The organism is Phocaeicola coprocola DSM 17136, assembly GCF_000154845.1.
Classification (GTDB): domain Bacteria; phylum Bacteroidota; class Bacteroidia; order Bacteroidales; family Bacteroidaceae; genus Phocaeicola; species Phocaeicola coprocola.
This window is the reverse complement of the sequence record NZ_DS981462.1, coordinates 32,033-56,541: the sequence shown is the minus strand read 5'-3', so window position 1 is coordinate 56,541 and position 24,509 is coordinate 32,033. Positions and strand designations below refer to the sequence as shown.

17 protein-coding genes are annotated in these 24,509 nt (G+C 41.5%); 10 read left to right on the top strand and 7 right to left on the bottom strand.

Features of this window, described 5'->3' with window-relative positions; translation table 11 throughout:
* Positions 1 to 135: 135 nt before the first annotated feature.
* The 3 genes from BACCOP_RS07180 to BACCOP_RS07170 form a co-directional block, all read right to left on the bottom strand.
* Positions 136 to 1,545 carry an undecaprenyl-phosphate glucose phosphotransferase gene (locus BACCOP_RS07180; protein ID WP_040311907.1) on the bottom strand — a complete coding sequence of 470 codons (1,410 nt, stop codon included), beginning with the start codon at positions 1,543 to 1,545 and terminating at the stop codon, positions 136 to 138.
* A 303-nt stretch (positions 1,546 to 1,848) separates the two neighbouring features.
* Positions 1,849 to 2,694 carry a hypothetical protein gene (locus tag BACCOP_RS07175; RefSeq protein ID WP_007567730.1) on the bottom strand — a complete coding sequence of 282 codons (846 nt, stop codon included), beginning with the start codon at positions 2,692 to 2,694 and terminating at the stop codon, positions 1,849 to 1,851.
* Between the two features lie 78 nt (positions 2,695 to 2,772).
* On the bottom strand, positions 2,773 to 3,369 hold the full coding sequence (locus tag BACCOP_RS07170; RefSeq protein WP_007567729.1) for an FKBP-type peptidyl-prolyl cis-trans isomerase: 597 nt from the start codon (positions 3,367 to 3,369) through the stop codon (positions 2,773 to 2,775).
* Between the two features lie 439 nt (positions 3,370 to 3,808).
* Here BACCOP_RS07170 and ilvD point away from each other — a divergent pair, with 439 nt between their 5' ends.
* The 8 genes from ilvD to BACCOP_RS07130 all read left to right on the top strand — a co-directional run bounded on the left by ilvD (position 3,809) and on the right by BACCOP_RS07130 (position 13,188).
* A complete protein-coding gene (ilvD, locus tag BACCOP_RS07165) occupies positions 3,809 to 5,608 on the top strand; it encodes a dihydroxy-acid dehydratase (RefSeq protein WP_022126306.1) in 1,800 nt (599 codons plus the stop codon).
* Positions 5,609 to 5,635: 27 nt separating this feature from the next.
* Positions 5,636 to 7,333, top strand: a complete 1,698-nt coding sequence (gene ilvB / locus BACCOP_RS07160) for a biosynthetic-type acetolactate synthase large subunit (protein WP_007567726.1) — start codon at positions 5,636 to 5,638, stop codon at positions 7,331 to 7,333.
* A gap of 13 nt (positions 7,334 to 7,346) precedes the next feature.
* Positions 7,347 to 7,904 carry an acetolactate synthase small subunit gene (gene ilvN, locus BACCOP_RS07155; protein ID WP_007567725.1) on the top strand — a complete coding sequence of 186 codons (558 nt, stop codon included), beginning with the start codon at positions 7,347 to 7,349 and terminating at the stop codon, positions 7,902 to 7,904.
* Positions 7,905 to 7,918: 14 nt separating this feature from the next.
* Positions 7,919 to 8,662, top strand: coding sequence for an acyl-[acyl-carrier-protein] thioesterase (locus BACCOP_RS07150; protein ID WP_204482953.1), 744 nt, complete (start codon positions 7,919 to 7,921; stop codon positions 8,660 to 8,662).
* 23 nt (positions 8,663 to 8,685) lie between these two features.
* Complete coding sequence (gene ilvC / locus BACCOP_RS07145) at positions 8,686 to 9,729, top strand: ketol-acid reductoisomerase (RefSeq protein ID WP_040311906.1); 1,044 nt, start codon at positions 8,686 to 8,688, stop codon at positions 9,727 to 9,729.
* 385 nt (positions 9,730 to 10,114) lie between these two features.
* Entirely contained in the window at positions 10,115 to 10,639 is a 525-nt protein-coding gene (locus tag BACCOP_RS07140) for a nitroreductase family protein (protein ID WP_007567721.1), read from the top strand.
* 26 nt (positions 10,640 to 10,665) lie between these two features.
* Complete coding sequence (locus BACCOP_RS07135) at positions 10,666 to 11,460, top strand: patatin-like phospholipase family protein (RefSeq protein WP_007567720.1); 795 nt, start codon at positions 10,666 to 10,668, stop codon at positions 11,458 to 11,460.
* A 30-nt stretch (positions 11,461 to 11,490) separates the two neighbouring features.
* On the top strand, positions 11,491 to 13,188 hold the full coding sequence (locus tag BACCOP_RS07130) for an alpha-amylase family glycosyl hydrolase (RefSeq protein ID WP_040311914.1): 1,698 nt from the start codon (positions 11,491 to 11,493) through the stop codon (positions 13,186 to 13,188).
* A gap of 77 nt (positions 13,189 to 13,265) precedes the next feature.
* Here the strand turns inward: BACCOP_RS07130 and BACCOP_RS07125 are convergent, their stop codons facing one another.
* A complete protein-coding gene (locus BACCOP_RS07125; RefSeq protein WP_007567717.1) occupies positions 13,266 to 15,449 on the bottom strand; it encodes a tetratricopeptide repeat protein in 2,184 nt (727 codons plus the stop codon).
* Between the two features lie 30 nt (positions 15,450 to 15,479).
* Positions 15,480 to 16,397, bottom strand: coding sequence for an NAD(P)-dependent oxidoreductase (locus BACCOP_RS07120; protein ID WP_007567714.1), 918 nt, complete (start codon positions 16,395 to 16,397; stop codon positions 15,480 to 15,482).
* 238 nt (positions 16,398 to 16,635) lie between these two features.
* Between BACCOP_RS07120 and mfd the strand changes: the two genes are divergently transcribed.
* Together mfd and BACCOP_RS07110 are read left to right on the top strand one after the other, a co-directional pair.
* Positions 16,636 to 19,998, top strand: coding sequence for a transcription-repair coupling factor (mfd, locus tag BACCOP_RS07115; RefSeq protein ID WP_040311905.1), 3,363 nt, complete (start codon positions 16,636 to 16,638; stop codon positions 19,996 to 19,998).
* Positions 19,999 to 20,150: 152 nt separating this feature from the next.
* Positions 20,151 to 21,791, top strand: coding sequence for an ABC-F family ATP-binding cassette domain-containing protein (locus tag BACCOP_RS07110; RefSeq protein ID WP_007567710.1), 1,641 nt, complete (start codon positions 20,151 to 20,153; stop codon positions 21,789 to 21,791).
* 118 nt (positions 21,792 to 21,909) lie between these two features.
* On the opposite strand, the gene BACCOP_RS07105 is transcribed toward BACCOP_RS07110, so the two are convergent.
* Positions 21,910 to 23,181 (bottom strand): MFS transporter, encoded by a 1,272-nt coding sequence (locus BACCOP_RS07105; RefSeq protein WP_007567708.1) that lies wholly within the window; start codon positions 23,179 to 23,181, stop codon positions 21,910 to 21,912.
* 10 nt (positions 23,182 to 23,191) lie between these two features.
* Positions 23,192 to 24,505: a SpoIID/LytB domain-containing protein gene (locus tag BACCOP_RS07100; protein ID WP_007567706.1), complete on the bottom strand. Its 1,314-nt coding sequence runs from the start codon at positions 24,503 to 24,505 to the stop codon at positions 23,192 to 23,194.
* Positions 24,506 to 24,509: the final 4 nt, after the last annotated feature.

The following is a 24,509-nucleotide window of genomic DNA, read 5'->3' as shown; positions in this document are numbered from 1 at the left end:
ATTATAATTTACAGAAATAAAAAAAGCCGAATCAAATTTTGTTTGAAGTGAAGTGCCCCCAAAAGTTTTGTGTTTAACTTTTGAGGGCACTTCTGTTTCACTTTGATACGGCTTTAATGTTATAAGGTATTATTGTTAATATGCATTCTTTTCGCCATGAATAGCATTTCTGACAGTTTTATATATGATATAGATATCAAGCCAGAAACTCCAGTGCTCAATATACCAGATATCTCCTATTACACGGCCTTCCATATCTTTCAGCTCTTTTGTTTCTCCGCGATATCCTGTAACCTGACTCCAACCGGTAATTCCTGGTTTTACGAAGTGGCGTACCATGTATTTGTTTATCAGTTTAGAGTACTCTTCGGTATGTTTTAGCATATGAGGGCGTGGTCCTACTACACTCATGTCTCCAAGCAGTACATTAATAAACTGAGGAAGTTCATCGATGTTTGTCTTACGCATAATATTTCCCCAGCGTGTTTTTCGGGGGTCATCTTTTGTAGCTTGTAGCGTATCTGCTTCGGCATTGACTTTCATCGAACGGAATTTATAGCAATAAAACTCTTTATCATTTAATCCGTTACGCTTTTGACGGAAGAAGATTGGTCCCGGCATGGTTAATTTTGTAATGATTGTTACAATAATTAATATGATCGGGAATAAAGTGCATAAGAATAACAGTGAGAAAACTATATCAAATGCACGTTTCAGGAATTTATTTTCCGGATAGCTTAATGGGTCGGTACGTAAGCTAAGGTAAGGTACGTTACCTATCATGTTAAAGTATACTCGGTTATGTAGGTAATTGTGTCGGTTAGGTACACTAAAAAAGTGTACCAGGTTGTTCTCACAATAATTAATTATAGGTACAATAATGTTACTGCGGCGTGAAGGTAAGCAACAGAACAGGTAGTGAATATACGGATGAGCCTTTAGATAGCTTTGCACATCTTCCGGGCGACCAAGATATTGGCATTGAGAAGGCATTTGTGAATTAGGCTCATCATCAAAATATCCTTCCACTTTTGCTCCTGTAGACGGATCATCTGTCAGTTCGTGGTATAATTCGATATTATTAGAAGTACTTCCTACTAATACTACGTGGCGCAGATTTTTTCCAGAAGCACGGAACCGCTTGATGATTGCACGTAAGGCAAGCCGGTAAATGCTTAGTGTAAGAAATAATGCTGATATATAAGCTGGAAAGTATAATGTGTATATATTCATAAACTTTCCAATGCTCAACAATGTTCCTGTTAATATTGAAAAATAAAAAATATTACGGAACACACGCATAACAATCTGGTATGGATATACTTTGCGCATATGAAGGACTACTCCTCCATGTATGGCACATACCAGATAGCATAATGTAATAATAATGAGCACCTGTGATAAACTGGCAACCAGTTCATCGTGTTTCCCTAAAAACTGTGCCCATAAATAAAACACATAAAATAATCCGCTGCAAATGCACAATTCCCCAAAAAGCACGCATGCTTTTATTATGCTGTTGTAGCGTGTAGAATAATTCTTCATAACTTTAATATATATTATTATAGTTTTTATGCTGAAAAACTTGCCTCTTTCTTCAGAATATAAAAGAAAGATGAAAATATTTAACGAAGGTAGAGCTTATTATCATAATAAACAAATAAAAGGGATGTTTTCTCTATTCCTGCAATACTTTATTTGTTAAAAAAGAATAATTAGCAAAGAATTTCTGTGATAATTCTATGTTGTATAACATAAAACCTATATCTTTGCATCGTGTTTTTCATGGTATTAGATTTAAGGTTAATGAAGATTGGGAGTCTGGGAAGATTCCCTTTTTTATTTTATTTATTTTGGTATCCGAAAATGGTATTGAATCAGTTCGCTTATCGGATTCTTTATAAAAATTCCTAATGGAATATTATAAGAGTTTGCAGTTTCTGTAAGCTCATCGTGGAAGAACCATGCTATGGATCCCACAAATGATACAGGTAATGACCGGTGATAGGGCATAACATTACGCCGGAAGAACTCCCCAAAACAATCTAGTAAGAATGTATGTACTTGAGGCATATCTTTATGCTCATAAATGTAGGTTGTTAAAGAGGCGAGGAAACGATTGGCTTCTGGTTGCCGATAAACTTTATCTAATATTTCAGGGACAGTAAGATTGAGTTTTTCCAATAATCCATTTCGTAATATTTCCGGCAACTGTCCTTTTAGGCAGTCACTGATAAAGCGTTTTCCTAAATATGCACCGCTACCTTCATCTCCCAAAATATATCCAAGTGGAGATATATTCTGTATTATTTGCTTGCCATCGTATAAGCATGAATTTGATCCTGTTCCTAATATACAGGCGATTCCTGCATTGTCTTTACACAAAGCACGTGCTGCTCCCAGTAAATCTGTATCTACAGCGATGTCGGCTTCAGGAAAGTTGTTTTGTAAGACATGTATGATACTTTCTGTTTTAGGCGGCAGGCATCCTGCACCATAGAAATAGATGGCAGTACAACGCTCAAGAGGAAAACCCAGTTGAGGAATGAGTCCTTGGCAGATTATAGACTCTATCTTTTCTGCGGATTGATGAAATGGATTGATTCCTTCTGTCTGGATAATTTTGCAGTTGCTTATTTCTGTGCCGTAGCACCAATCGGTTTTTGTGGATCCACTGTCGGCAATAAGTATCATAAAGGAATGTATTTTATGGTGAAAAGCACAATGTAACATGTTACACTGTGCTTTTTATTTAGATGAAATTTAATAGATTTAATGGCAGTGTCCGCATCCGCCTCCACAGCATCCATCATCGTGATGGTGATGTTCGTGGTCTCCGCATCCGCCTCCGCAGCTGTCACATCCACAACCACATCCTTCTCCACTCATCATGTTTACCATTCCTTCGATTTCCTTATTGGTTGCAGGACGCATTTCGGTAACAGTTCCTTCGAAAATCAGGTCTTTACCAGCATGAGGATGATTGAGGTCGAGTACAACTTTGTCTTCTGTTATTTCACCTACATTTGCATAAAACTGATGACCTTCTGCATCGTTCAGCATAATGATGTTTCCTGGGAAAATGTTTTCGCTGTCGAAGTTTCCGTCCGGATCACAGAACATTTTCTTTGATACCTGACGTACATTGTCTTCGTTACGTTCGCCATAAGCTTCTGCACATGGGATAGTAAAATTAAAATTATCCCCTTTGCTTAAAGCTGTAATTTCTTTTTCAAATTTATCGAGTGTATATCCGATACCTGAAATAAACTGGAACGGATGTTCTACAGTTGCTTCTTCCAGCAATTCTTTTTTACCGTCAGCAATAGCATACAGACGATATGCTACGGTGATGTATTTATTTTCCATACTTAATAATTTGTTTGAATAATTGAATTTTCGCAAAGGTACGAATAAAAAATGATATTCAGAAATACGGTCTGTCTTCTCTTTCTGTTTATATCTATATGTTATAAATGTGGTAATATGTATTGTTTAAAAAGAAATTGGATATAAAAAACCTAGGGAAACTTACTAATGATTATTTTTTATCGAAAAAATCTTTCATTTTATTTGTTTGTTTCGAAAAAGCCTTTACCTTTGCAAGCGTAAACAAAACAAGATAATATGAAAATGATAACTGATATACGAATTAACTTGGCAGTCCTGCATATTATTCGCGTCGTGGTGAAAGAACCAAGAGGTGAGTAAAGTTTTCGTGTATATAGTTCACATAAGAAATATGTATGAAAGCCTTTCTCGCCAGTGTTGAGAAAGGCTTTTTACTTAATGAAAAGGAGATAATGTAATGAAACATCAGTTACGCAGTTCGATGAGTACCGAAGGTCGCCGTATGGCAGGAGCAAGAGCTTTATGGGTTGCTAACGGTATGAAAAAAGAAATGTTTGGGAAGCCCATTATTGCTATTGTAAATTCGTTTACACAATTTGTTCCGGGACATACTCATTTGCATGAAATAGGTCAGCAGGTAAAAGCCGAAATTGAGAAGCTGGGATGCTTTGCTGCCGAATTTAATACGATAGCTATTGACGATGGTATCGCTATGGGACACGACGGAATGTTATATTCATTGCCTTCCCGCGATATTATAGCCGACAGTGTGGAGTATATGGTAAATGCTCACAAGGCAGATGCTATGGTATGTATTTCGAATTGCGACAAGATTACTCCGGGTATGCTTATGGCTGCCATGCGATTGAATATTCCTACAGTGTTTGTTTCTGGTGGACCTATGGAAGCCGGGGAGTGGGGAGGCATGCATCTCGATTTGATAGATGCGATGATTAAATCGGCTGACCCGACTGTAAGTGACGAGGATGTAGCCGAAATTGAATGTCATGCTTGCCCAGGATGCGGCAGTTGCTCGGGAATGTTCACGGCTAATTCTATGAATTGCTTAAATGAAGCCATCGGATTGGCTCTGCCTGGAAATGGAACAATCGTAGCCACACACGAAAATCGTAAACGCTTATTCCGTGATGCTGCCGAACTTATTGTAAAAAATGCATATAAGTATTATGAAGAAGGTGATGACAGCGTTTTGCCTCGCAGTATCGCTACTCGTCAGGCTTTCTTGAATGCCATGACACTGGATATTGCAATGGGAGGATCTACCAATACAGTACTTCATCTGCTTGCAGTAGCTCATGAAGCTGAAGTTGATTTCAAGATGGATGATATTGATATGTTGTCCCGCCGTGTACCTTGTCTGTGTAAAGTTGCTCCAAATACTCAAAAATATCATATTCAGGATGTCAATCGTGCCGGTGGTATTCTTAATATTTTAGGAGAGCTGGCAAAAGGAGGTTTGCTTGATACCAGTGTACATCGTGTTGACGGTTCTACACTCGAGGAAGCTATTTCCAAGTATAATATTTGTAAGGCTGATGTAGATGCAGAAGCCATGCGTATATATACAAGTGCTCCGGGCGGAAAATTCAATATTGAGTTAGGTTCTCAGAACAATGTTTATAAAGAACTTGATACAGACCGTGCTGCTGGCTGTATTCGTGATTTACAGCATGCATACAGCAAAGACGGAGGACTGGCGGTATTGAAAGGAAATATTGCTCAGGACGGTTGTGTAGTAAAAACAGCAGGAGTGGATGAAAGCATCTGGAAATTCTCAGGACCGGCTAAGGTCTTTGATTCTCAGGAGTCAGCTTGCGAAGGCATTCTTGGTGGTAAGGTTGTGAGCGGAGATGTAGTCGTTATTACTCACGAAGGGCCGAAAGGAGGTCCTGGTATGCAGGAAATGCTTTATCCCACCTCATATATCAAATCAAAACATTTGGGTAAAGAATGTGCTTTGATTACAGACGGACGTTTTAGTGGAGGTACTTCCGGATTAAGTATCGGACACATTTCTCCTGAAGCTGCGGCTGGTGGAAATATCGGTAAGATTGTTGATGGAGATATTATCGAGATAGATATCCCCAATCGTACTATTAATGTAAAACTCACTGATGAAGAGCTGGCAGCACGTCCTATGGCGCCTGTGACTCGCAATCGTCAAGTGTCGAAAGCTCTGAAAGCTTATGCCAGCATGGTAAGCTCGGCCGACAAGGGTGGAGTAAGAATTGTATAAAGAACTATTTTATTCTTCATTTGACTTATGGCTAAAGAAAGAATTACAGGATCGGAAGCTTTAATGCGTTCGTTGGAACATCAGGGGGTAAAGACTCTCTTTGGATATCCGGGGGGAGCTATTATGCCTGTATTTGATGCTTTATATGATCATAGAGATAAATTAAACCATATATTGGTTCGTCATGAACAAGGTGCGGCTCATGCAGCACAAGGATTTGCACGCGTTTCGGGTGAAGTAGGTGTCTGTCTGGTAACCAGTGGACCGGGAGCTACGAATACCATTACAGGTATAGCTGACGCAATGATAGACAGCACCCCGATTGTTGTGATAGCTGGACAGGTCGGTGTCAGATTATTGGGTACGGATGCCTTTCAGGAAGTTGACTTGGTGGGTATAACTCAGCCAATTTCGAAATGGAGTTATCAGATACGCCGTGCGGAAGATGTAGCCTGGGCTGTTTCGAGAGCTTTCTATATAGCACGAAGCGGACGTCCCGGACCGGTTGTCCTCGATTTTGCAAAGAATGCTCAGATAGAAATGACTGATTACGAACCGGTAGATGTTGATTTTATCCGTAGCTACGATCCGGATCCGGAAACTGACATGGATGAAATAAACAAGGCTGTGGAACTGATAAATGCCTCTCAGAGGCCATTAGTCTTGGTAGGACAAGGAGTAGAACTTGGAGGTGCTCAGGAAGAGCTTCGTAAGTTTGTTGAAAAGGCAGATTTACCTTGTGGATGTACCCTGCTGGGTCTTTCAGCTTTACCGTCCAAGCATCCGTTGAATAAAGGAATGCTCGGCATGCATGGTAATCTTGGTCCTAATGTAAAAACCAATGAATGTGATGTCCTGATTGCTGTAGGTATGCGTTTTGACGACCGTGTAACAGGTGATTTGTCTACATATGCCCGTCAGGCAAAAGTCATTCATCTGGATATTGATCCGTCTGAAATTGGGAAAAATGTACCGGTAGATGTTCCTGTACTTGGAAATTGCAAGCGTACACTGTCGTTACTTACCGAGCGGATTGTTGCCCAAAAACATACAGAATGGATAGAAAGCTTCCAGCCGTATGAAGAAAAAGAATACACTCAAGTAATAAAACCGGAAGTATTTCCTGAAGACGGACCACTGAATATGGGTGAAGTGGTAAATGCCGTAAGCGAAGCAACGGATAACGAAGCTATTCTCGTAACCGATGTCGGTCAGAATCAGATGCTGGCTTGCCGTTATTTCAAGTTTGCAAAGAAGCGCAGTGTTGTAACTTCCGGTGGTATGGGTACAATGGGATTCTGTCTGCCGGCTGCCATTGGAGCTACTTTCGGCGCTCCAGAACGTACGGTCTGTGCATTTATGGGTGATGGAGGTTTGCAGATGACTATGCAGGAGCTGGGAACTGTTATGGAACAAAAAGCTCCGGTAAAAATCATTCTTATGAATAATAATTATCTGGGAAATGTACGTCAGTGGCAAGCCATGTTCTTCAATCGCCGTTATTCGTTTACTCCGATGATGAACCCCGACTACATGCAGATTGCAGCGGCATATGGTATTCCTTCACGCAGGGTGATGGATCGTTTAGAATTGAACGATGCTATTCGTGAGATGCTGAAAACCGACGGACCGTTCCTGTTGGAAACCTGTGTGGTAGAAGAAGGAAAGGTATTGCCTATGACTCCTCCGGGAAGTCCCGTAAACTATATGCTGTTGGACTGTTAATATAAAAGTAACTATGGATAATAATAAGACATTATATACAATAATCGTTCATTCGGAAAATATAGCCGGTTTGTTGAATCAGGTAACTGCTGTATTTACACGTCGTCAGATTAATATTGAAAGTTTGAACGTGTCTGCCTCTTCCATTAAGGGAGTACATAAGTACACTATTACTTGCTGGACCACTCCCGATATCGTAGAAAAGGTGGTGCGTCAGATAGAAAAAAAGATGGACGTTATACAAGCACATTATTTTACCGATAAGGAAATCTTCCAGCGTGAAGTTGCCATGTATAAGGTTTCTACACCAGAGTTTCAGTCAACTGCAGAAGCATCAAAAGTCGTACGTCGTTATGGAGCACATATAGTAGAAGTAAATCCTACTTATTCTATAGTCGAAATGACAGGTATGAGCGATGATATTACTAACCTGTATCAGGAGTTGAGAAATCTGAACTGTGTGCTTCAGTTTGTACGTTCTGGAAGAATTGCTGTTTCCACCAGTTGCTTTGAGCGTGTCAATGAATATCTGGCACATCGTGAGGAACGATATAGAAATGAAAAACAGTAAAGTCAGTTATTATGATGAGTGAGGATAATAAAGTTAGTACTTATCAGTTCGTTGCAGAACCCTTTCATGTAGATTTTACCGAAAAGCTTACAATGGGTGTTTTAGGTAATCATTTGCTGAACTGTGCCGGATTTCATGCGGCAGAACGCGGATTCGGTATTGCTACATTGAATGAAAACCATTATACATGGGTGCTTTCTCGTCTGGCGGTAGAAATGGAGGAAATGCCCCGTGCTTACGAAAAGTTCAGCATTCAGACATGGGTGGAAAATGTATACCGTCTGTTTACCGACCGTAATTTTGCCATTCTGAACCAGGAAGGTAAACCAATAGGATATGCACGTTCTATTTGGGCGATGATCAGCATGGAAACCCGTAAGCCTGCCGACTTGCTTGCTCTGCATGGAGGCAAGATTACAGATTACATCTGCAAGAAAGAGTGTCCTATTGACAAGGCCGGCCGTGTGAAGATTACGGAACAGACTCCTTGTTTTGAATATCAGGTAAAATATGGTGATATCGATCTCAACGGGCATGTAAACAGTATTAAATATATCGAGCATTCACTCAACTTGTTCCCGCTCGAAATGTTCCGTGAAAAATCACTTCGCCGTTTCGAAGTAGCTTATGTAGCCGAAAGTTATTATGGCGATAAGCTGAGTTTCTATCGGGAGCAGATAAACGAAAACGAATTTGATATAGAAATAAAAAAGAACGACGCTGAAGTTGTTGTTCGAAGTAAAGTGATATTTAATTGATTTTTAATAAAAAGATTGTAATTATGGCACAAATGAATTTTGGCGGTGTTACAGAAAATGTAGTAATCCGCGATGAGTTTCCTTTGGAAAAAGCACGTGAGGTAATGAAAAATGAAACGATAGCTGTCATCGGTTATGGTGTGCAGGGACCTGGACAGTCACTGAATTTGCGTGACAATGGTTTCAATGTCATCGTAGGACAGCGTCAGGGAAAAACATACGATAAAGCTGTTGCCGACGGATGGGTTCCGGGAGAAACTCTGTTCAGCATCGAAGAAGCATGCCAGAAAGCTACTGTTATCATGTGCTTGCTTTCGGATGCAGCCGTAATCTCTGTATGGCCTACTATCAAACCGCATCTTACTGCTGGAAAAGCATTGTATTTCTCTCACGGATTTGCTATTACCTGGAACGATCGTACCGGTGTAGTTCCTCCAAAAGATATCGATGTTATCATGGTCGCTCCTAAAGGTTCTGGTACATCTTTGCGTACTATGTTCCTCGAAGGTCGTGGTTTGAACTCATCATATGCAATTTATCAGGATGCAACAGGCAAGGCTTACGAACGTACTATTGCATTGGGTATTGGTATTGGCTCTGGTTATTTGTTCGAAACAACTTTCCAGCGTGAAGCTACTTCTGACTTGACCGGTGAACGTGGTACATTGATGGGTGCAATCCAAGGTCTGTTGCTGGCACAGTATGAAACATTGCGTGAACACGGACACAGCCCATCTGAAGCATTCAATGAAACAGTTGAGGAGCTTACTCAGTCATTGATGCCGTTGTTTGCTGCCAAAGGTATGGACTGGATGTATGCCAACTGTTCTACTACTGCTCAGCGCGGTGCTTTGGACTGGATGACTCCGTTCCACGATGCAACTAAACCGGTATTCGAAAAACTGTACAAATCGGTTGCTGAAGGACACGAAGCACAGCGTTCTATCGATTCAAATTCTCAGCCGGATTATCGTGAAAAACTGAATGAAGAACTTCGTCAGTTGCGCGAAAGCGAAATGTGGCAGACTGCTGTAACTGTCCGTAAGTTGCGTCCGGAAAATAATTGATAAAAGTTATTTCTGTTAGATGAATCACACTCCTTTTCTGCTGGATATTGCAGAAAAGGAGTTTTTTTATGCTGTATTGTATGGATGCTGTACTATTCGTCTGAACTTTAATTTGGTGATAACTTATTGATAATGAAAGATGTACATGTTTCTAGTGAAACGCCTGCATATTTACCTGTTTTTTTGTACGAAAATGAGAATTTATTGTACAATTTTTGTCAAAAACATGCTGAATTTTTAGGAAAGATTTCAGCATGTTTTCTGATTTATATCACGTTCTTTTTGTATCTGTTGCAATAAAAAAATATTTATTTATCCGTCAATCGGAATAAAATACGTATTTTTGACTTCAACTTAATAATACCTATACAATTATTAGCAAGTTATGGAAACAGATTTTTTACAGATTATCAAAACACGGCGCAGCTGCCGTAAATATAAAAAAGAACAGATAACCGATGAAGAACTGAAGGCAGTGCTCGAAGCCGGAACATATGCTCCTACTTCACGAGGCATGCAGTCGCCTTATATTGTGGCAGTACAGAACGAAGAGCTGCGTAAACAGTTGGCAAGCATGAACGCTCATGTGATGGGAGTAACTTCGAATCCGTATTACGATGCACCTACTTATGTGTTGGTACTTGTTCCTGCTGATGCAAACAATCCTATCCAGGATGGAAGTTGTGTATTGGAAAACATGATGCTCGCTGCTCATGCTATCGGATTAGGAAGCTGCTGGATTCATCGTGAACGGGAAATGTTTTCTACTTCCGAAGGCAAAGAACTGATGAAGTCGTGGGGACTGCCCGAAGGTCTGGTAGGTATAGGCGCTCTGGCACTGGGATATCCGGCAGAAGAACCGGCACAGCCTAAGCCACGCAAGCAGGATTATTATCGTGTCATTAAATAATAAAGATTTTATTTACACCTGAATATATGGCAGACGGAAAATATCATATCGGATTCGCCTTGAGCGGAGGATTTATCAGAGGCATAGCCCATTTGGGAATGTTGCAGGCATTGTTCGAGCATAACATTCGCCCTGATATTCTTTCGGGAACCAGTGCGGGAGCTATTGTAAGCGTATTCATAGCCGATGGCAAACAGCCGTTTGAAATAATGGAGATGTTTTCCGACCGTTCGTTTACAGAGCTTGCCAAGATACGTTTCGGTAAAGACAGTTTGTTTCAGATGGACTACTTTATCGATTTTATGAGAAGCAATTTGCGGACACGTAATCTGGAAGATCTGGAAATACCAGTAGTAGTGACAGCTACCGATTTCGACCATGGACAGTGTGTACATTTTACACGTGGGGAAATAGCGCGTCGGGTAGCTGCTTCGTGTTGTATTCCCGTACTTTTTGCTCCGGTCAAGATCGGGGGAACATATTATGTCGACGGGGGAGTATTCATGAATGTACCAGTGACACCGATACGTGATATGTGCGATAAGGTTTTGGCCCTGAATGTCTACAAGCTGGTAGCCGATGAATATAGTAAGAACTTGGCAGCTATTGCTCTTCGGGCTTATCATTTCATGTTTCAGGCGAATACGTTTACCGAACTGGAAAAGGCTGATCTGGTTATAGCTCCCGATGGCTTGGGATCATATTCGAACTATGAGCTGGAAAAAGCAGAGGAGATTTTCAGTGCCGGATATTTTGCAGCTTCAAAAGTGTTGGAAGGACTGGAAGAAGACGAAAAGGAAAGATATTTTTCATTCAGGTGATATGAAATGAAGACAAAATACAATAATGATATGGAGCAAAGTGAGAAAATAATTATTTATCAGGTATTTACCCGCCTGTTTGGTAATGAAGAGGTACGCAATGCCTACAATGGCAGCCTGCAGGAAAACGGATGTGGTAAGATGGCCGGATTTACAAACCAGGCTTTGAATGAGATAAAAAAGCTTGGGGCAACACATATTTGGTATACAGGGGTTATTGCCCATGCCTCTCAGACAGACTATTCAGCTTACAATATACCTCGCAACCATCCTGCTGTTATAAAGGGTAAGGCAGGTTCTCCATACGCTATCCGCGATTATTATGATATAGACCCTGATTTGGCTGTTGATGTAAACCGCCGTATGGAAGAGTTTGAACTGCTGGTAAAACGTTCGCACGACAATGGATTGAAAGTGATAATTGATTTTGTGCCAAACCATGTGGCACGTCAGTATCATTCGTATGCCAAGCCGGACGGAGTGAAGGATTTGGGAGAAGATGATGATAGCTCGAAAGCTTTCGATGTAAACAATAATTTTTATTATATCCCCGGAACTAGTTTAGGCGGAGAAATTGATTTTTATGATGAACAGGCTGGTATGTACGAAGAACAGCCGGCTAAAGCTACGGGAAACAACCGCTTCGACGCTTATCCGAACAAAAACGACTGGTATGAAACAGTAAAACTGAATTATGGAGTCGATTACATGGGAAACACCGGCAACCATTTTTCTCCTGTTCCCGATACCTGGTATAAGATGAGAGATATCCTGCTGTTCTGGGCAGCAAAGGGTATAGACGGTTTCCGTTGCGATATGGCAGAGATGGTTCCCTGTGAATTTTGGGGATGGGCTATTCCTCAGGTGAAAGAACAGCATCCGGAACTTATATTTATCGCTGAGGTTTATAATCCGAACGAATACCGTAATTATATATTCAACGGGCATTTTGATTATCTTTACGATAAGGTGGGACTGTATGATACCCTTCGTGCCGTAACTTGTGGATATGGATCGGCTACTGCCATTACAAATTGCTGGCAGAGTGTGGACGATATACAGCCGCACATGCTGAACTTCCTGGAAAATCACGATGAACAGCGTATTGCTTCCGATTTCTTTGCAGGCGATGCACGTAAGGCTCTTCCTGCTTTGCTGGTTTCGGCTTGTATGAACACCAATCCTATGATGATTTATTTTGGTCAGGAACTGGGAGAAAGAGGAATGGATAGCGAAGGATTCAGTGGCCGTGACGGACGAACTACTATTTTTGATTACTGGAGTGTGGATACTATCCGCCGGTGGAGTAATCACGGACGTTATAATTTGCATTTACTGAATGATAAGGAAAAGGAGCTTCGCAGTTTTTATCAGCATGTCCTGAATTTATGCCGTGAGGAAAAGGCTATATCACATGGAGCATTTTTCGATCTGATGTATGCGAATAAAGGAAACTGGCTGATGAATGAGCACCGTCAGTATGTATTTATCCGTAAATATGAAAATGAAGTATTGCTGGTTTTGGTGAATTTCGACAATATGCCTGTCCATCTGTCTGTGAACATTCCTTATCATGCTTTCGAATATTTGCAGATACCGGAATATAAAACAGTTCAGGCAACGGATCTGTTGTCGGGAAAAGACGAAACTATCTCATTCGCGAGCGATAAGCCTGTTGCTGTTGACTTACCGGAATGGGGTGGTAAGATTCTTAAAATGACTATCTGATTCTGAATATTACGATACAAAATCCCCTTCCTCGGTTTTCCATGTATTGAGCAAAACTGAAGAAGGGGATTTTTGTGTTAGAGCATATCTGGAACCAGATAAATATTATCTTCCGATATGCCTTGTTGCAGCAAGGCTTCCTTGTCTGCTAAGTAAAGCTGTATGAATTCATCGTGACTTTGGCAATGATTTTCTGCCTGTCTGTAGCATTCCAGTGCTTTGGGTATATTGTTTTGTGCCAGATATACGTGTCCGGCATTCAGCCAGTCGGAAGTCAGCACTTCGTCAGCCTGTTGCAGTTTATCGAAGAAACGGGCAGCTTCAGCATATTTTCCTGTCATGAAATAACACCATCCGATGGCTCTTTGTGCATTTGCCGGAGCAGTTTCCATATATTCCACTTTGAAGAAATAAGACAAAGCTTTGTCGTACATGTGCAGGCTGGCAAGACATTGTCCTATTTGCAGAAGCAAATTCAAGTTGTCGGGTTGCATTGTTTCTACTTTGTACAGACAGTCGAGTGCTTCTTGATAATGATGTAATTTCTTATGGCATTGTGCCATTTGCTTTAACGTCCATATATGTTCAGGTTTCAATAAATCTGCCTGAGCGTAAGCCTGCAATGCTTCGGTGTATTTTTTCATTTTCTGAAGGCAGAATCCGGCCTTTTGCCAGGAGTCGGCATCGCCTTTTCCCTTGTTGCATAATTCGTCATAATATATCGTGCATGCTTCCTGAAAATAGTCTTTAGAAAATAAATAGTCGGCTATTTGTTTCAGGTTTTCCGGAGTATGCATCAACGGTTTCAGAGCTTCACATTTCCAGAGTGACAAATCGTCTGTAAAGATATCGTGCATTTCACTGCGATACATCCATAACTTGAAGAAGCGGTACAGGTCGTGTATGTACTGACGGCTGATATTGCTTGGCTTTTTTTCTCCTTTTATTGTTTCTGCAAATTGTTCGCTTCCTTCTTTCAGTATTTGGTTTTGTTCGGTAGCTTCTGCCGTAAACATCTCTAATTGCTGTTTGGGAATATCCTTTAAAGCAAGACAGAAAGAATATTTATCCGAATTGCAGAACATGGTTGATTCCATAAGCAGATTTATAAGCGATTTGCCTTCTGTGGACTTGTGATTGGTGAATAGTTTCACAATGTCAGGATGCTGGCGGTCGAATGGATAAAACCAGTGTGCTGCCTGACGGAAAAACGGATACGATTTCAGTTGGGCAAAGGCACTCAGGTAGGTATCTGCTCCTTCCAGCTGTAACTCTCCCAGTTCGCGTATACTTTCTTCGACACGTTTCATCTCTTTCTCCCATTCAGGATTCTTGTCTTCCAAATCCTCCAGATCAATGATTTTCTGATTTTGGTTCAGCATTTCCGGAGAAATCTTCATGTTGGGTATAATTTCTTCACGCAGTTTCTTTTCTATCTTTTCCGTTTCACGGGAAAGGAGCAGGAGGGTCTGAAGTTTGTTCAGTTCCTTAATGATCGGGGTAGAGTCGCTTAGTAATGATAAGGCTGCTTGCAGATCCGGATATAGCTTTAACCTTTTTTCTTGATAATAGGCTGTCAGAGCAATTCCAATCAAAGCACGTTGGACAACTATTGTTTCGCTGTGTGTCTGATATGCCTTAATAAGGAATTGGAACTTCCGGCTGTCGAATACTTGTATCAGGCTTAAAGTGACTGCACTTATCATTACAGCTACATCGTTGGCAGGAACGAGCAGTGATTCCAATATGGAATTTGCACCCGACAAGTCTTCATCTGTCCAATGTGTAGAAATCCATATTATATCGAATAACTCAGTAACATACTTTTCATGCTCGATATATAGCTTGTTAACTGTTTCACTACGCCGTTCTTCGTCCATGACTGTTATCTGAGCCATTCCCAGATTTTCGCTGAAAGCTTCAAGACTGAGACAGATTTCCTGATAAGAATGTGGTGGAATTTGCTGAAAACTGTAATATTTTCCATGCATATATCCTGTTCCAGTACGATATTTACGTGTGGCTTCGGTGCGGTCGGCAAGTTCGTATGCTGTACGGAGTAACTGATGGTATAATTTGTTGCGTTCCGGATCTTCCATACCCTGTGCCGCATATTGCAGCATATAACTGTAAGTAGTCTGCAAACTTTCTATTTCAGAACTTAATTGCCAGTTGTCTGCTTCATGCGCCAAAGCTGTAAGTTGTACAAGAGCTTCTTTAAGCCGTTTGTTATCAAGAAATTCAATGATGTCGTTGTACATATAGTTGATAGGTCGAATAATATTAAAGTATTATTTATTATTGGCTGATGCCGTAAGGTAAGACTCTATGTTGGCCAAAGCTTTTTGTGAAAGTCTTTCGACACTTTGTATGGACTTTCCTGAAATATAGGGCGTATATAAAAGATTACTGCATGATTTCAGTTCTTCGTATACGTTGCCCATTCCTGTCGCGTCACAAAGATAATAATTGTCGGGTGACTCATTCAGCCAATCTTTCATGGCAGCAACATCGAATGTCGGTCCTACTGAAGTATTCACTACAATTTTGTTATTGCCTAAAATGGAAAATTCTCTTTTTTCCAGCAGATAATTGTTACGAGGAATACATGTGCAGATTATTTCATTTTTATCCAACAGTTCATCGAGTGGCATGTACACAAATCCGGCGTTGTCTGCATCTGCTTTTCTGTGGCGGCTGAAGTAGCTGACTTCTGCTCCGAAAAACTTCAGCGCATCGGCAACCATTCGTCCGGTTTTACCCATTCCGATGATTCCTATCTTCCGTCTGGTCAGTTCAGTACTTTCCTTACGCCAGCGTATGCCTCCAAATCCGTGTAATAATCGTACCAGTTCGCTTATTACATACTCTAGAACTCCTTCGTCGCCATAATCTTTTACTCCGAGCACGGTAATTCCTCTTCGTTGGGCTTCTATAACATCCACGTTACAGCTTTCCGGGTTATAGAGTGTGCAGCACATGCCTATGTATTGTATATTGCGGCAGGCATCGAGTACACTTTTTCTGATAGGTGTACGGAATGATACTAACAGGCAGTCGGCATCACCGATACGCTCGGTTACGATATGTTCGTCTTGTGGAAAATCATGATATACCACTACTTCTTCTCCCAGCTTTTGCAGCTGTTGTAGGGCTTCTTCATTAAGCAGCGTTTCGTCTACCGCTACTATTTTCTTAAACCTTGTCATTTCCTTTATTTATCTTTTTGTTGTTAAGATATTGGTTTTTCTGCAAAGTTATTCATTCTTTCCGTTTTTATGGATAAAATTTCTTATTTTGAAAATCTAAAAAAGCTTTTGTTTTTCTTCAAGCTCGGGTTTATATTCTTCTGTACTGAAATTATTTTATAATTTTGCATTGTTTATTATATGAGTAATCTTCTGCCGGCGAGGTCAGGAAGATGTGACTATACTATTGATGATAACAATGGGAATAACAGAACTTCAATCGCGTTATACTCGTCATCCGGCCTTGGAAGGATTGGCGAATACTTTAAAAAATAATGATATCCGTACTGTATTTTTAGAGGGAACACATGCTTCGTGCGCATCGTTGTTTGCTTCCTGCTTTATCAAGTCGGTATCGGGCGTATATCTTTTTGTCTTGAATGATCAGGAGGAAGCCGGATATTTTTATCATGATATGGTGCAGGTGAACGGTGATGAACAGATTTTATTTTTCCCTTCATCTTATCGCAGGGCTATTAAATACGGTCAAAAAGATGCAGCCAATGAAATACTCCGTACTGAAGTGTTGAGCAGGCTGGAAAAGAATGAACCAGTAACAGTTGTAACTTATCCCGATGCGCTTGCCGAGAAGGTCGTTTCACCGAAGATACTGAGTGACAGAACACTGAAGCTGACTGTCGGACAGCACATTGATACGGATGAAATTACCAAAACACTTTCGGATTATGGCTTCGAGCATGTTGACTATGTATATGAACCGGGACAGTTCGCTACACGCGGTAGTATCATCGACGTCTATTCTTTCGCTTCTGAATATCCTTACCGAGTAGACTTTTTCGGTGATGAGATAGATAGTATACGTACCTTTGAGGTAGAAAGCCAGTTGTCGCGTGAGAAAAAAGATTCGGTAAGTATTGTTCCGGAACTGGCACAGGCTATGGATGGCGATATCAGTTTCCTGAGCTTTATTCCACGTGAAACTGTTTTATGGGTAAAAGATTTATTGTGGGTACGCGAACGTATCCAGATAATTCATGATGAGGCTCTCTCGCCTCAGGCACTGACCGCATATGAGGGAGAGCAGACTGAGTTGATGAACCTGGAGCGGAAGCTGATAGACGGTGCTGAGTTTACGGTAGAATCACTGGAGTTCCGGCGGATTGATTTCGGACACAAGGCAACGGGGACACCTCAGGCTACACTGAAGTTCAATACGTCTGTACAGCCTATTTTCCATAAGAATTTCGATTTGGTAGCAAGTTCATTGACAGATTATTTACAGCGGGGATATTCCATTTATATATGTTCTGACAGTGTAAAACAGACGGACCGACTGGCAGATATCTTTCGTGAGCGTGGTGATAAGATAGATTTTACAGCTGTAGACCGTACCTTGCACGAAGGATTTGTCGATCACACGTTGCATTGCTGTATTTTTACCGATCATCAGATATTCGACCGTTTTCATAAATATAATCTGCGCAGTGATAAGGCAAGAAGTGGTAAGGTCGCACTTTCTTTGAAAGAGCTTAACATGTTCGAACCGGGTGATTATGTGGTGCATATTGATCATGGAATCGGAAAGTTTGCCGGACTTGTGCGCATCCCGAACGGGAATACAACGCAGGAAGTTATTAAGCTGGTTTATCAGAACGATGATGTGGTGTTTGTTTCTATTCATTCTCTGCATAAGATTTCCAAATATAAGGGAAAAGAAGGAGAACAGCCTCGTATCAGTAAATTGGGTACGGGAGCATGGGAAAAGATCAAGGAACGTACTAAGACTAAGATTAAGGATATTGCCCGTGATTTGATTAAACTTTATTCACAGCGTAAGCAGGAAAAAGGGTTTAAATATAGTCCGGACAGTTTTATGCAGCATGAACTGGAGGCAAGCTTTATCTATGAGGACACTCCCGACCAGTTGAAAGCTACTCAGGAAGTAAAAGCCGATATGGAGAGCGATCGTCCGATGGATCGCCTTGTGTGTGGTGATGTGGGCTTCGGAAAAACAGAAGTTGCCATACGTGCCGCATTTAAGGCCGTGGCCGACAATAAGCAGGTTGCTGTGCTTGTTCCTACTACTGTATTGGCTTATCAGCACTACCAGACTTTCTGTAAACGTCTGGAAGGGATGCCTTGTAAGGTAGAATATCTGAGCCGTGCCCGTACAGCTAAAGATACATCTCGTATTCTGAAGGAGTTGGAAGCTGGTACTGTCAATATTTTGATAGGTACGCATAAGATTATCGGTAAAAGTGTAAAGTTCCATGATCTGGGTTTGCTGATTATCGATGAAGAACAAAAGTTTGGAGTAAGTGTAAAAGAAAAATTGCGTCAGATAAAGGTCAATGTAGACACACTGACCATGACGGCAACACCTATTCCGCGTACACTTCAGTTTTCGTTGATGGGGGCTCGTGACCTCTCGGTTATACAGACACCACCGCCCAACCGCTATCCGATACAGACGGAGGTGCATACGTTTAACGAAGAGATAATAACGGAAGCGATAAACTTCGAGATGAGCCGGAACGGACAGGTATTTTTCGTGAACAACCGCATTCAGAACCTGATGGAACTGAAAGCAATGATTGTGCGCAATATTCCTGATTGCCGTGTATGTATCGGACATGGACAGATGCAGCCCGAAGAACTGGAAAAGATAATCTTCGGTTTTGTAAACTATGATTATGATGTGTTGCTTGCAACTACTATCATCGAAAGTGGAATTGATATTCCGAATGCCAATACGATTATCATTAATCAGGCACAGAACTTTGGGTTGAGTGACTTGCACCAGATGCGCGGACGTGTAGGACGAAGCAACAAAAAAGCTTTCTGTTATTTGCTGGCTCCTCCGTTGTCATCGCTTACCCCCGAAGCCAAACGCCGTCTTCAAGCCATCGAAAACTTTAGCGATTTGGGAAGCGGTATACACATTGCCATGCAGGATTTGGATATTCGTGGTGCTGGTAATATGCTGGGAGCTGAACAAAGTGGTTTTATAGCAGACTTGGGATATGAAACCTATCAGAAGATTCTGTCGGAAGCTGTAACCGAATTGAAGAATGATGAGTTTGCAGAACTTTATGCCGACGAGATAAAAGCAGGAGAAGAAAAAATCAGTGGCGAAGATTTCGTGGACGAATGTACTGTAGAAAGTGATTTGGAATTATTGTTCCCTAACGAATATATTCCAAGCAGCAGTGAACGAATGTTGCTTTATCGTGAACTGGACAAACTGGAACTCGACCGTGATGTAGAGGCTTTCAAGGAACGTCTGGTCGACCGCTTTGGAAAGATTCCGCCTGAAGGGGAAGAGTTGATTCGCATTGTGCCTCTTCGTCGCCTGGCAAAACGTTTGGGAGTGGAAAAAGCTGTACTGAAAGGTGGTAAGATGATTCTTTATTTTGTAAGCAATCCGGACAGTCCGTATTATCAGAGTGCCGCTTTTGGAAAGATAATCGACTATATGGCAAAGTATCCGAGAGTATGCAACTTGCGTGAACAGAACGGACGCCGCAGCATGATTGTGAAAGATATTACTGATGTGGATTCAGCAGTCCGGATTTTACAGGAAATGGTCAGCTTGGGGTAATTGTGCGCCGGAAAGCATTGTAGCGGAAAACCTGTTGTCAGTGAAAATGGTTTCTTTAAAGGGACTGGTCGTCGGACAATTAAAAAATCCGGCCGAGCAGTTCGGCTTTTGAGATAGATGATGTAATTTTATATACTAATACGTAATATTTTATGATTTCAGTAGATGGACTTACCGTCGAATTTGGCGGAACCACCTTATTTAGTGACATTAGTTTTCAGATTAATGAAAAAGACCGTATCGCCCTGATGGGAAAGAACGGAGCAGGGAAATCGACCTTATTGAAAATATTGGCAGGGGTACGTCAGCCTACCCGTGGAAAGGTGACGGCTCCTAAAGACTGTGTAATTGCTTATCTGCCTCAGCATCTGATGACGGAGGATGGACGTACGGTGTTCGAGGAAGCATCGCAGGCTTTTGCTCATCTTCGTGAAATGGAAGAAGAGATAGAACGCATGAACAACGAGCTGGCTACCCGTACCGATTACGAAAGCGATTCGTATATGGAGTTGATAGAAAAGGTTGCGGCAATGAGCGAGAAGTTTTATGCCATTGATATGACTCACTTTGAAGAGGACGTAGAGAAGGCTTTGCTCGGACTGGGTTTCATGCGTGAGGATTTTAACCGTCCTACCAGTGATTTCAGTGGAGGATGGCGCATGCGTATCGAACTGGCTAAACTGCTGTTGCAGAACCCGGATGTATTATTGCTGGACGAGCCGACTAATCACCTGGATATTGAATCTATCGGCTGGTTGGAAGAATTTCTGATTAACAGTGCCAAGGCTGTGGTAGTTATCAGTCACGACCGTAAGTTTGTCGACAATATTACTACACGTACCATTGAAGTGACGATGGGACGTATTTACGACTATAAGGTAAACTATTCGCAGTATCTTGTATTGCGTAAGGAACGTCGTGAACAGCAGATGAAGCAATACGAAGAACAGCAGAAGATGATTCAGGAAACGAAAGACTTTATTGAACGTTTCAAAGGAACATACAGTAAGACACTTCAGGTACAGAGTCGCGTAAAGATGCTGGAGAAACTGGAACTTATTGAAGTTGATGAAGAAGATACTTCGGCACTCCGACTCAAATTCCCTCCTTCACCCCGAAGCGGAAGTTATCCGGTTATTATGGAAGGAGTAGGCAAAACTTATGGTGATCATGTGGTGTTCCGTAATGCAAATCTTACCATAGAACGTGGCGATAAAGTTGCTTTTGTGGGAAAGAATGGAGAAGGTAAGTCTACGCTTGTGAAATGTATTATGGGAGAGATAGAGCACGAGGGAACACTTACATTGGGACACAATGTGCAGATTGGTTACTTCGCTCAGAATCAGGCTTCGTTGCTGGATGAAAACCTGACTGTTTTCCAGACTATCGATGATGTGGCAAAAGGGGAAATCCGAAACAAGATACGCGACTTGCTGGGAGCGTTTATGTTTGGCGGACCGGAAGAGTCAATGAAGAAAGTAAAGGTACTTTCAGGAGGAGAACGTACGCGTCTGGCTATGATTAAATTGCTGCTGGAGCCGGTTAACCTGCTTATTCTGGACGAGCCGACTAACCATCTTGACATGAAGACAAAAGATATTCTGAAACAGGCTCTGATGGATTTTGATGGAACACTGATTGTTGTTTCGCACGACCGTGACTTCCTTGACGGATTGGTTACCAAGGTATACGAGTTCGGTAATCAGCGTGTGAAAGAACACTTGTGTGGCATCTATGAATTCTTGGAGACTAAGAAAATGGAAAACCTGCGGGAGCTGGAAAAGAAGAATTGATGATTTTATAAGTACATGGTATAATTTATCGCCATGAATAAGAAAAAACGTCACTGGAAATTAATTACGAATTTTCCGGTGACGTTTTTTCTTATTTGTCGGTGTGTATTGAAGTTGTTTATTCGGTCTGTTTTTTTCCAAATTCAGGATCTATTTTCAGTAGAGCTGTTACACCAAAGGTTGCGGCACAGCATACCATGATCCAGAGGAAGAAGTACTGGTATCCCAGAAGCTCCTGCATCCATCCGGCTATCATGCCTGGAAGCATCATTCCCAGTGCCATGAAAGCTGTACAAATGGCATAATGTGCGGTACTGTGAGTCCCTCGGGAAAAATAAATGAGGTAAAGCGTGTAAGCAGTGAAACCGAATCCATAGCCAAACTGCTCAATAAAGATGCATATGTTTATCCATAAGAGATTCGTTTCGGGGAAGTAGCTTAAAAATACATATACAATGTCGGGCAGTGAGATAGCCCATACCATATACCATAGCCATTGTTTCAGTCCGTGCCGTGCGACTGCCATACCTCCCAATATACCTCCTAACATCAGTCCGATAATGCCGACTGTACCTTGTGTAAATCCTATCTGTTCGGTCGTCATGCCTAATCCGCCTTCAGAAACCGGATCAAGCAGGAAAGGAATGCTCATCTTAGTCAGTTGTGCTTCCGGTAACCGGTACAGAAGCATGAATAATATAGCAATACCAGCCTGCTCTTTTCGGAAAAACGAGCGGAATGTCAGCAAAAACTCTTTAAGTAGTCCAGAGGCTGATGTTTCTACTGCTGCCTTGTCATTTGCAGGACGTGGCAAAATAAAGGCATGATAGAGCCATAGCGCAAGAAATATTCCTGCCATGATGAGGAACGTGATGCTCCATGAGTAGGGAATGCTTCCGGTTGTTTTTTCCAGATATCCGGCTATCATGACCAGTAAGCCTTGTCCGGCAATGGTTGCTATACGGTAAAAAGTGCTTCTGATTCCGACAAACAAAGCCTGTTCATGAGTCGTTAAGCCGAGCATGTAAAATCCGTCTGCTGCAATATCATGAGTTGCGGAACTAAAAGCCATGAGCCAGAATATGGCAAGTGTAGTCTGGAAAAAATGTTCGGTAGGTATAGTAAAGGCAATACCTGCAAGACCTGCTCCGATAAATAGCTGCATGAGAGTTACCCACCAGCGTTTGGTACGGAGCAAATCGACAAACGGGCTCCATAATGGTTTGATGACCCATGGCAGGTTCAGCCAACTCGTATAAAGAGCTACTTCTGTATTTGAAATTCCCATGCGCTTATACATGACAAGCGACAGAGTCATGACTGCTATATAAGGTAATCCCTCAGCAAAGTAAAGCGTTGGAACCCACGACCAGGGAGATTGTTTTTTCATATTGAAAATATTAATACAGTTTTCTTATATCTGCCCCTTTATAGTAATGAAGCAAAATTTCGTTGTAATTATAGCCCTGCTCACCCATGACGGCTGCACCGATTTGGCAAAGGCCTACACCATGTCCCCATCCGGCACCAGTAAGTTCGAACCATGCAGGTATTCCTTCGGCATCCGTTTCTCCTTTTTCTACGATAAATGCAGAACTGAATAAGTGAGTAGGAGAGAGTGTACGGCGTATTTCCAGTTCTTTGCCTATGATAAGTGTCTTTTCTGTACCTACTATTTTCAGCTTGCAGATACGTCCTGATTTTCCTCGTTCAACGGGAATGAGATCGACAATCTTTCCATAATCGTTCTTTGTATTGCTGCGAATCAGTTCTGCAAGCTCTTCCTGAGTATAGCGAACTTTCCAGCGATAGAAATTGGTTGTTTCCTGATCGTAGTTGTTAAGTATCTGTGAAATGATATTTTTATCATGAGTGTAGCAAAAACTGTCAGGGGTACTTTTAATCCATTTCTCAGCTTCACTTTCTTGAGTCAAGTCAGGAAAACTTCTCTCCTCTTTTGTATCACGTATAGCACTGAGATAAGGGTAGTTTTTCTCTTCCCAGCAGGTATCGAAAACCTCACTGACTCCTCCACAGCATTTAGAGAAACGTGCATCACAAATACAGTTTTTGTACATTAATACTTGGCCTTGAGTTGCTTTGACCGCTTCTACAACATTCTTATTGGATGCCTTCGTAATGCCTTGGTAACGCTGGCAATGATCGTCTGCACAGACATCAAAAATAGTATGATCTTCGCGGTCGTACCAGCGGATGTATTCAGTGTCAGTCTTTATAAAGGAGAAAAAACCGTTATCGTGTTTGCTCATTGCTTTGCGTTTTTCAATTTGCGCCAATAGCCAACTTCTTGAAATTACAGCATGAGCTTTTAAAAACTCGGGAGAGGATGTAGCATTCATCTCAGAAGAAATCACACTTATCAGGTAATCTTCTGCCGGTAAAATATTGATAGCTGTGATTTTTCCTTCATCTACAACCAACTTCAAAGTTCCGTTGAAATGCTGCGTTTCCTGACGCTCCCAATGGAAATTGATGCCAATCGTTACGTCGTATAAGGAGAAAGAGGCTTCATCTTCTACAGGAGTGAATGTAAGTTCTCGATATACATTGCCATTCCATAGGATTCCTCCTTCACTAAAAGATACGACTTGGTTACCGGTTACAGTTTCACCTTTTGCCAGGAAATGAGAATTAAGGGTAAAATGTATCTCTTGGGCATTGACGATACCCACACTTATTTCTGGTTCTTTCATTATG

Coding starts and splice junctions, on each gene's coding strand:
- ilvN (WP_007567725.1), top strand. CDS start 7,347: ATGGATAATAATAAGACATTATATACAATAATCGTTCATTCGGAAAAT.
- BACCOP_RS07100 (WP_007567706.1), bottom strand. CDS start 24,505: ATGAAAGAACCAGAAATAAGTGTGGGTATCGTCAATGCCCAAGAGATA.
- BACCOP_RS07130 (WP_040311914.1), top strand. CDS start 11,491: ATGGAGCAAAGTGAGAAAATAATTATTTATCAGGTATTTACCCGCCTG.
- BACCOP_RS07140 (WP_007567721.1), top strand. CDS start 10,115: ATGGAAACAGATTTTTTACAGATTATCAAAACACGGCGCAGCTGCCGT.
- ilvB (WP_007567726.1), top strand. CDS start 5,636: ATGGCTAAAGAAAGAATTACAGGATCGGAAGCTTTAATGCGTTCGTTG.
- BACCOP_RS07105 (WP_007567708.1), bottom strand. CDS start 23,181: ATGAAAAAACAATCTCCCTGGTCGTGGGTTCCAACGCTTTACTTTGCT.
- BACCOP_RS07175 (WP_007567730.1), bottom strand. CDS start 2,694: ATGATACTTATTGCCGACAGTGGATCCACAAAAACCGATTGGTGCTAC.
- BACCOP_RS07180 (WP_040311907.1), bottom strand. CDS start 1,545: ATGAAGAATTATTCTACACGCTACAACAGCATAATAAAAGCATGCGTG.
- mfd (WP_040311905.1), top strand. CDS start 16,636: ATGGGAATAACAGAACTTCAATCGCGTTATACTCGTCATCCGGCCTTG.
- BACCOP_RS07170 (WP_007567729.1), bottom strand. CDS start 3,369: ATGGAAAATAAATACATCACCGTAGCATATCGTCTGTATGCTATTGCT.
- BACCOP_RS07110 (WP_007567710.1), top strand. CDS start 20,151: ATGATTTCAGTAGATGGACTTACCGTCGAATTTGGCGGAACCACCTTA.
- BACCOP_RS07120 (WP_007567714.1), bottom strand. CDS start 16,397: ATGACAAGGTTTAAGAAAATAGTAGCGGTAGACGAAACGCTGCTTAAT.
- BACCOP_RS07125 (WP_007567717.1), bottom strand. CDS start 15,449: ATGTACAACGACATCATTGAATTTCTTGATAACAAACGGCTTAAAGAA.
- BACCOP_RS07150 (WP_204482953.1), top strand. CDS start 7,919: ATGAGTGAGGATAATAAAGTTAGTACTTATCAGTTCGTTGCAGAACCC.
- BACCOP_RS07135 (WP_007567720.1), top strand. CDS start 10,666: ATGGCAGACGGAAAATATCATATCGGATTCGCCTTGAGCGGAGGATTT.
- ilvD (WP_022126306.1), top strand. CDS start 3,809: ATGAAACATCAGTTACGCAGTTCGATGAGTACCGAAGGTCGCCGTATG.
- ilvC (WP_040311906.1), top strand. CDS start 8,686: ATGGCACAAATGAATTTTGGCGGTGTTACAGAAAATGTAGTAATCCGC.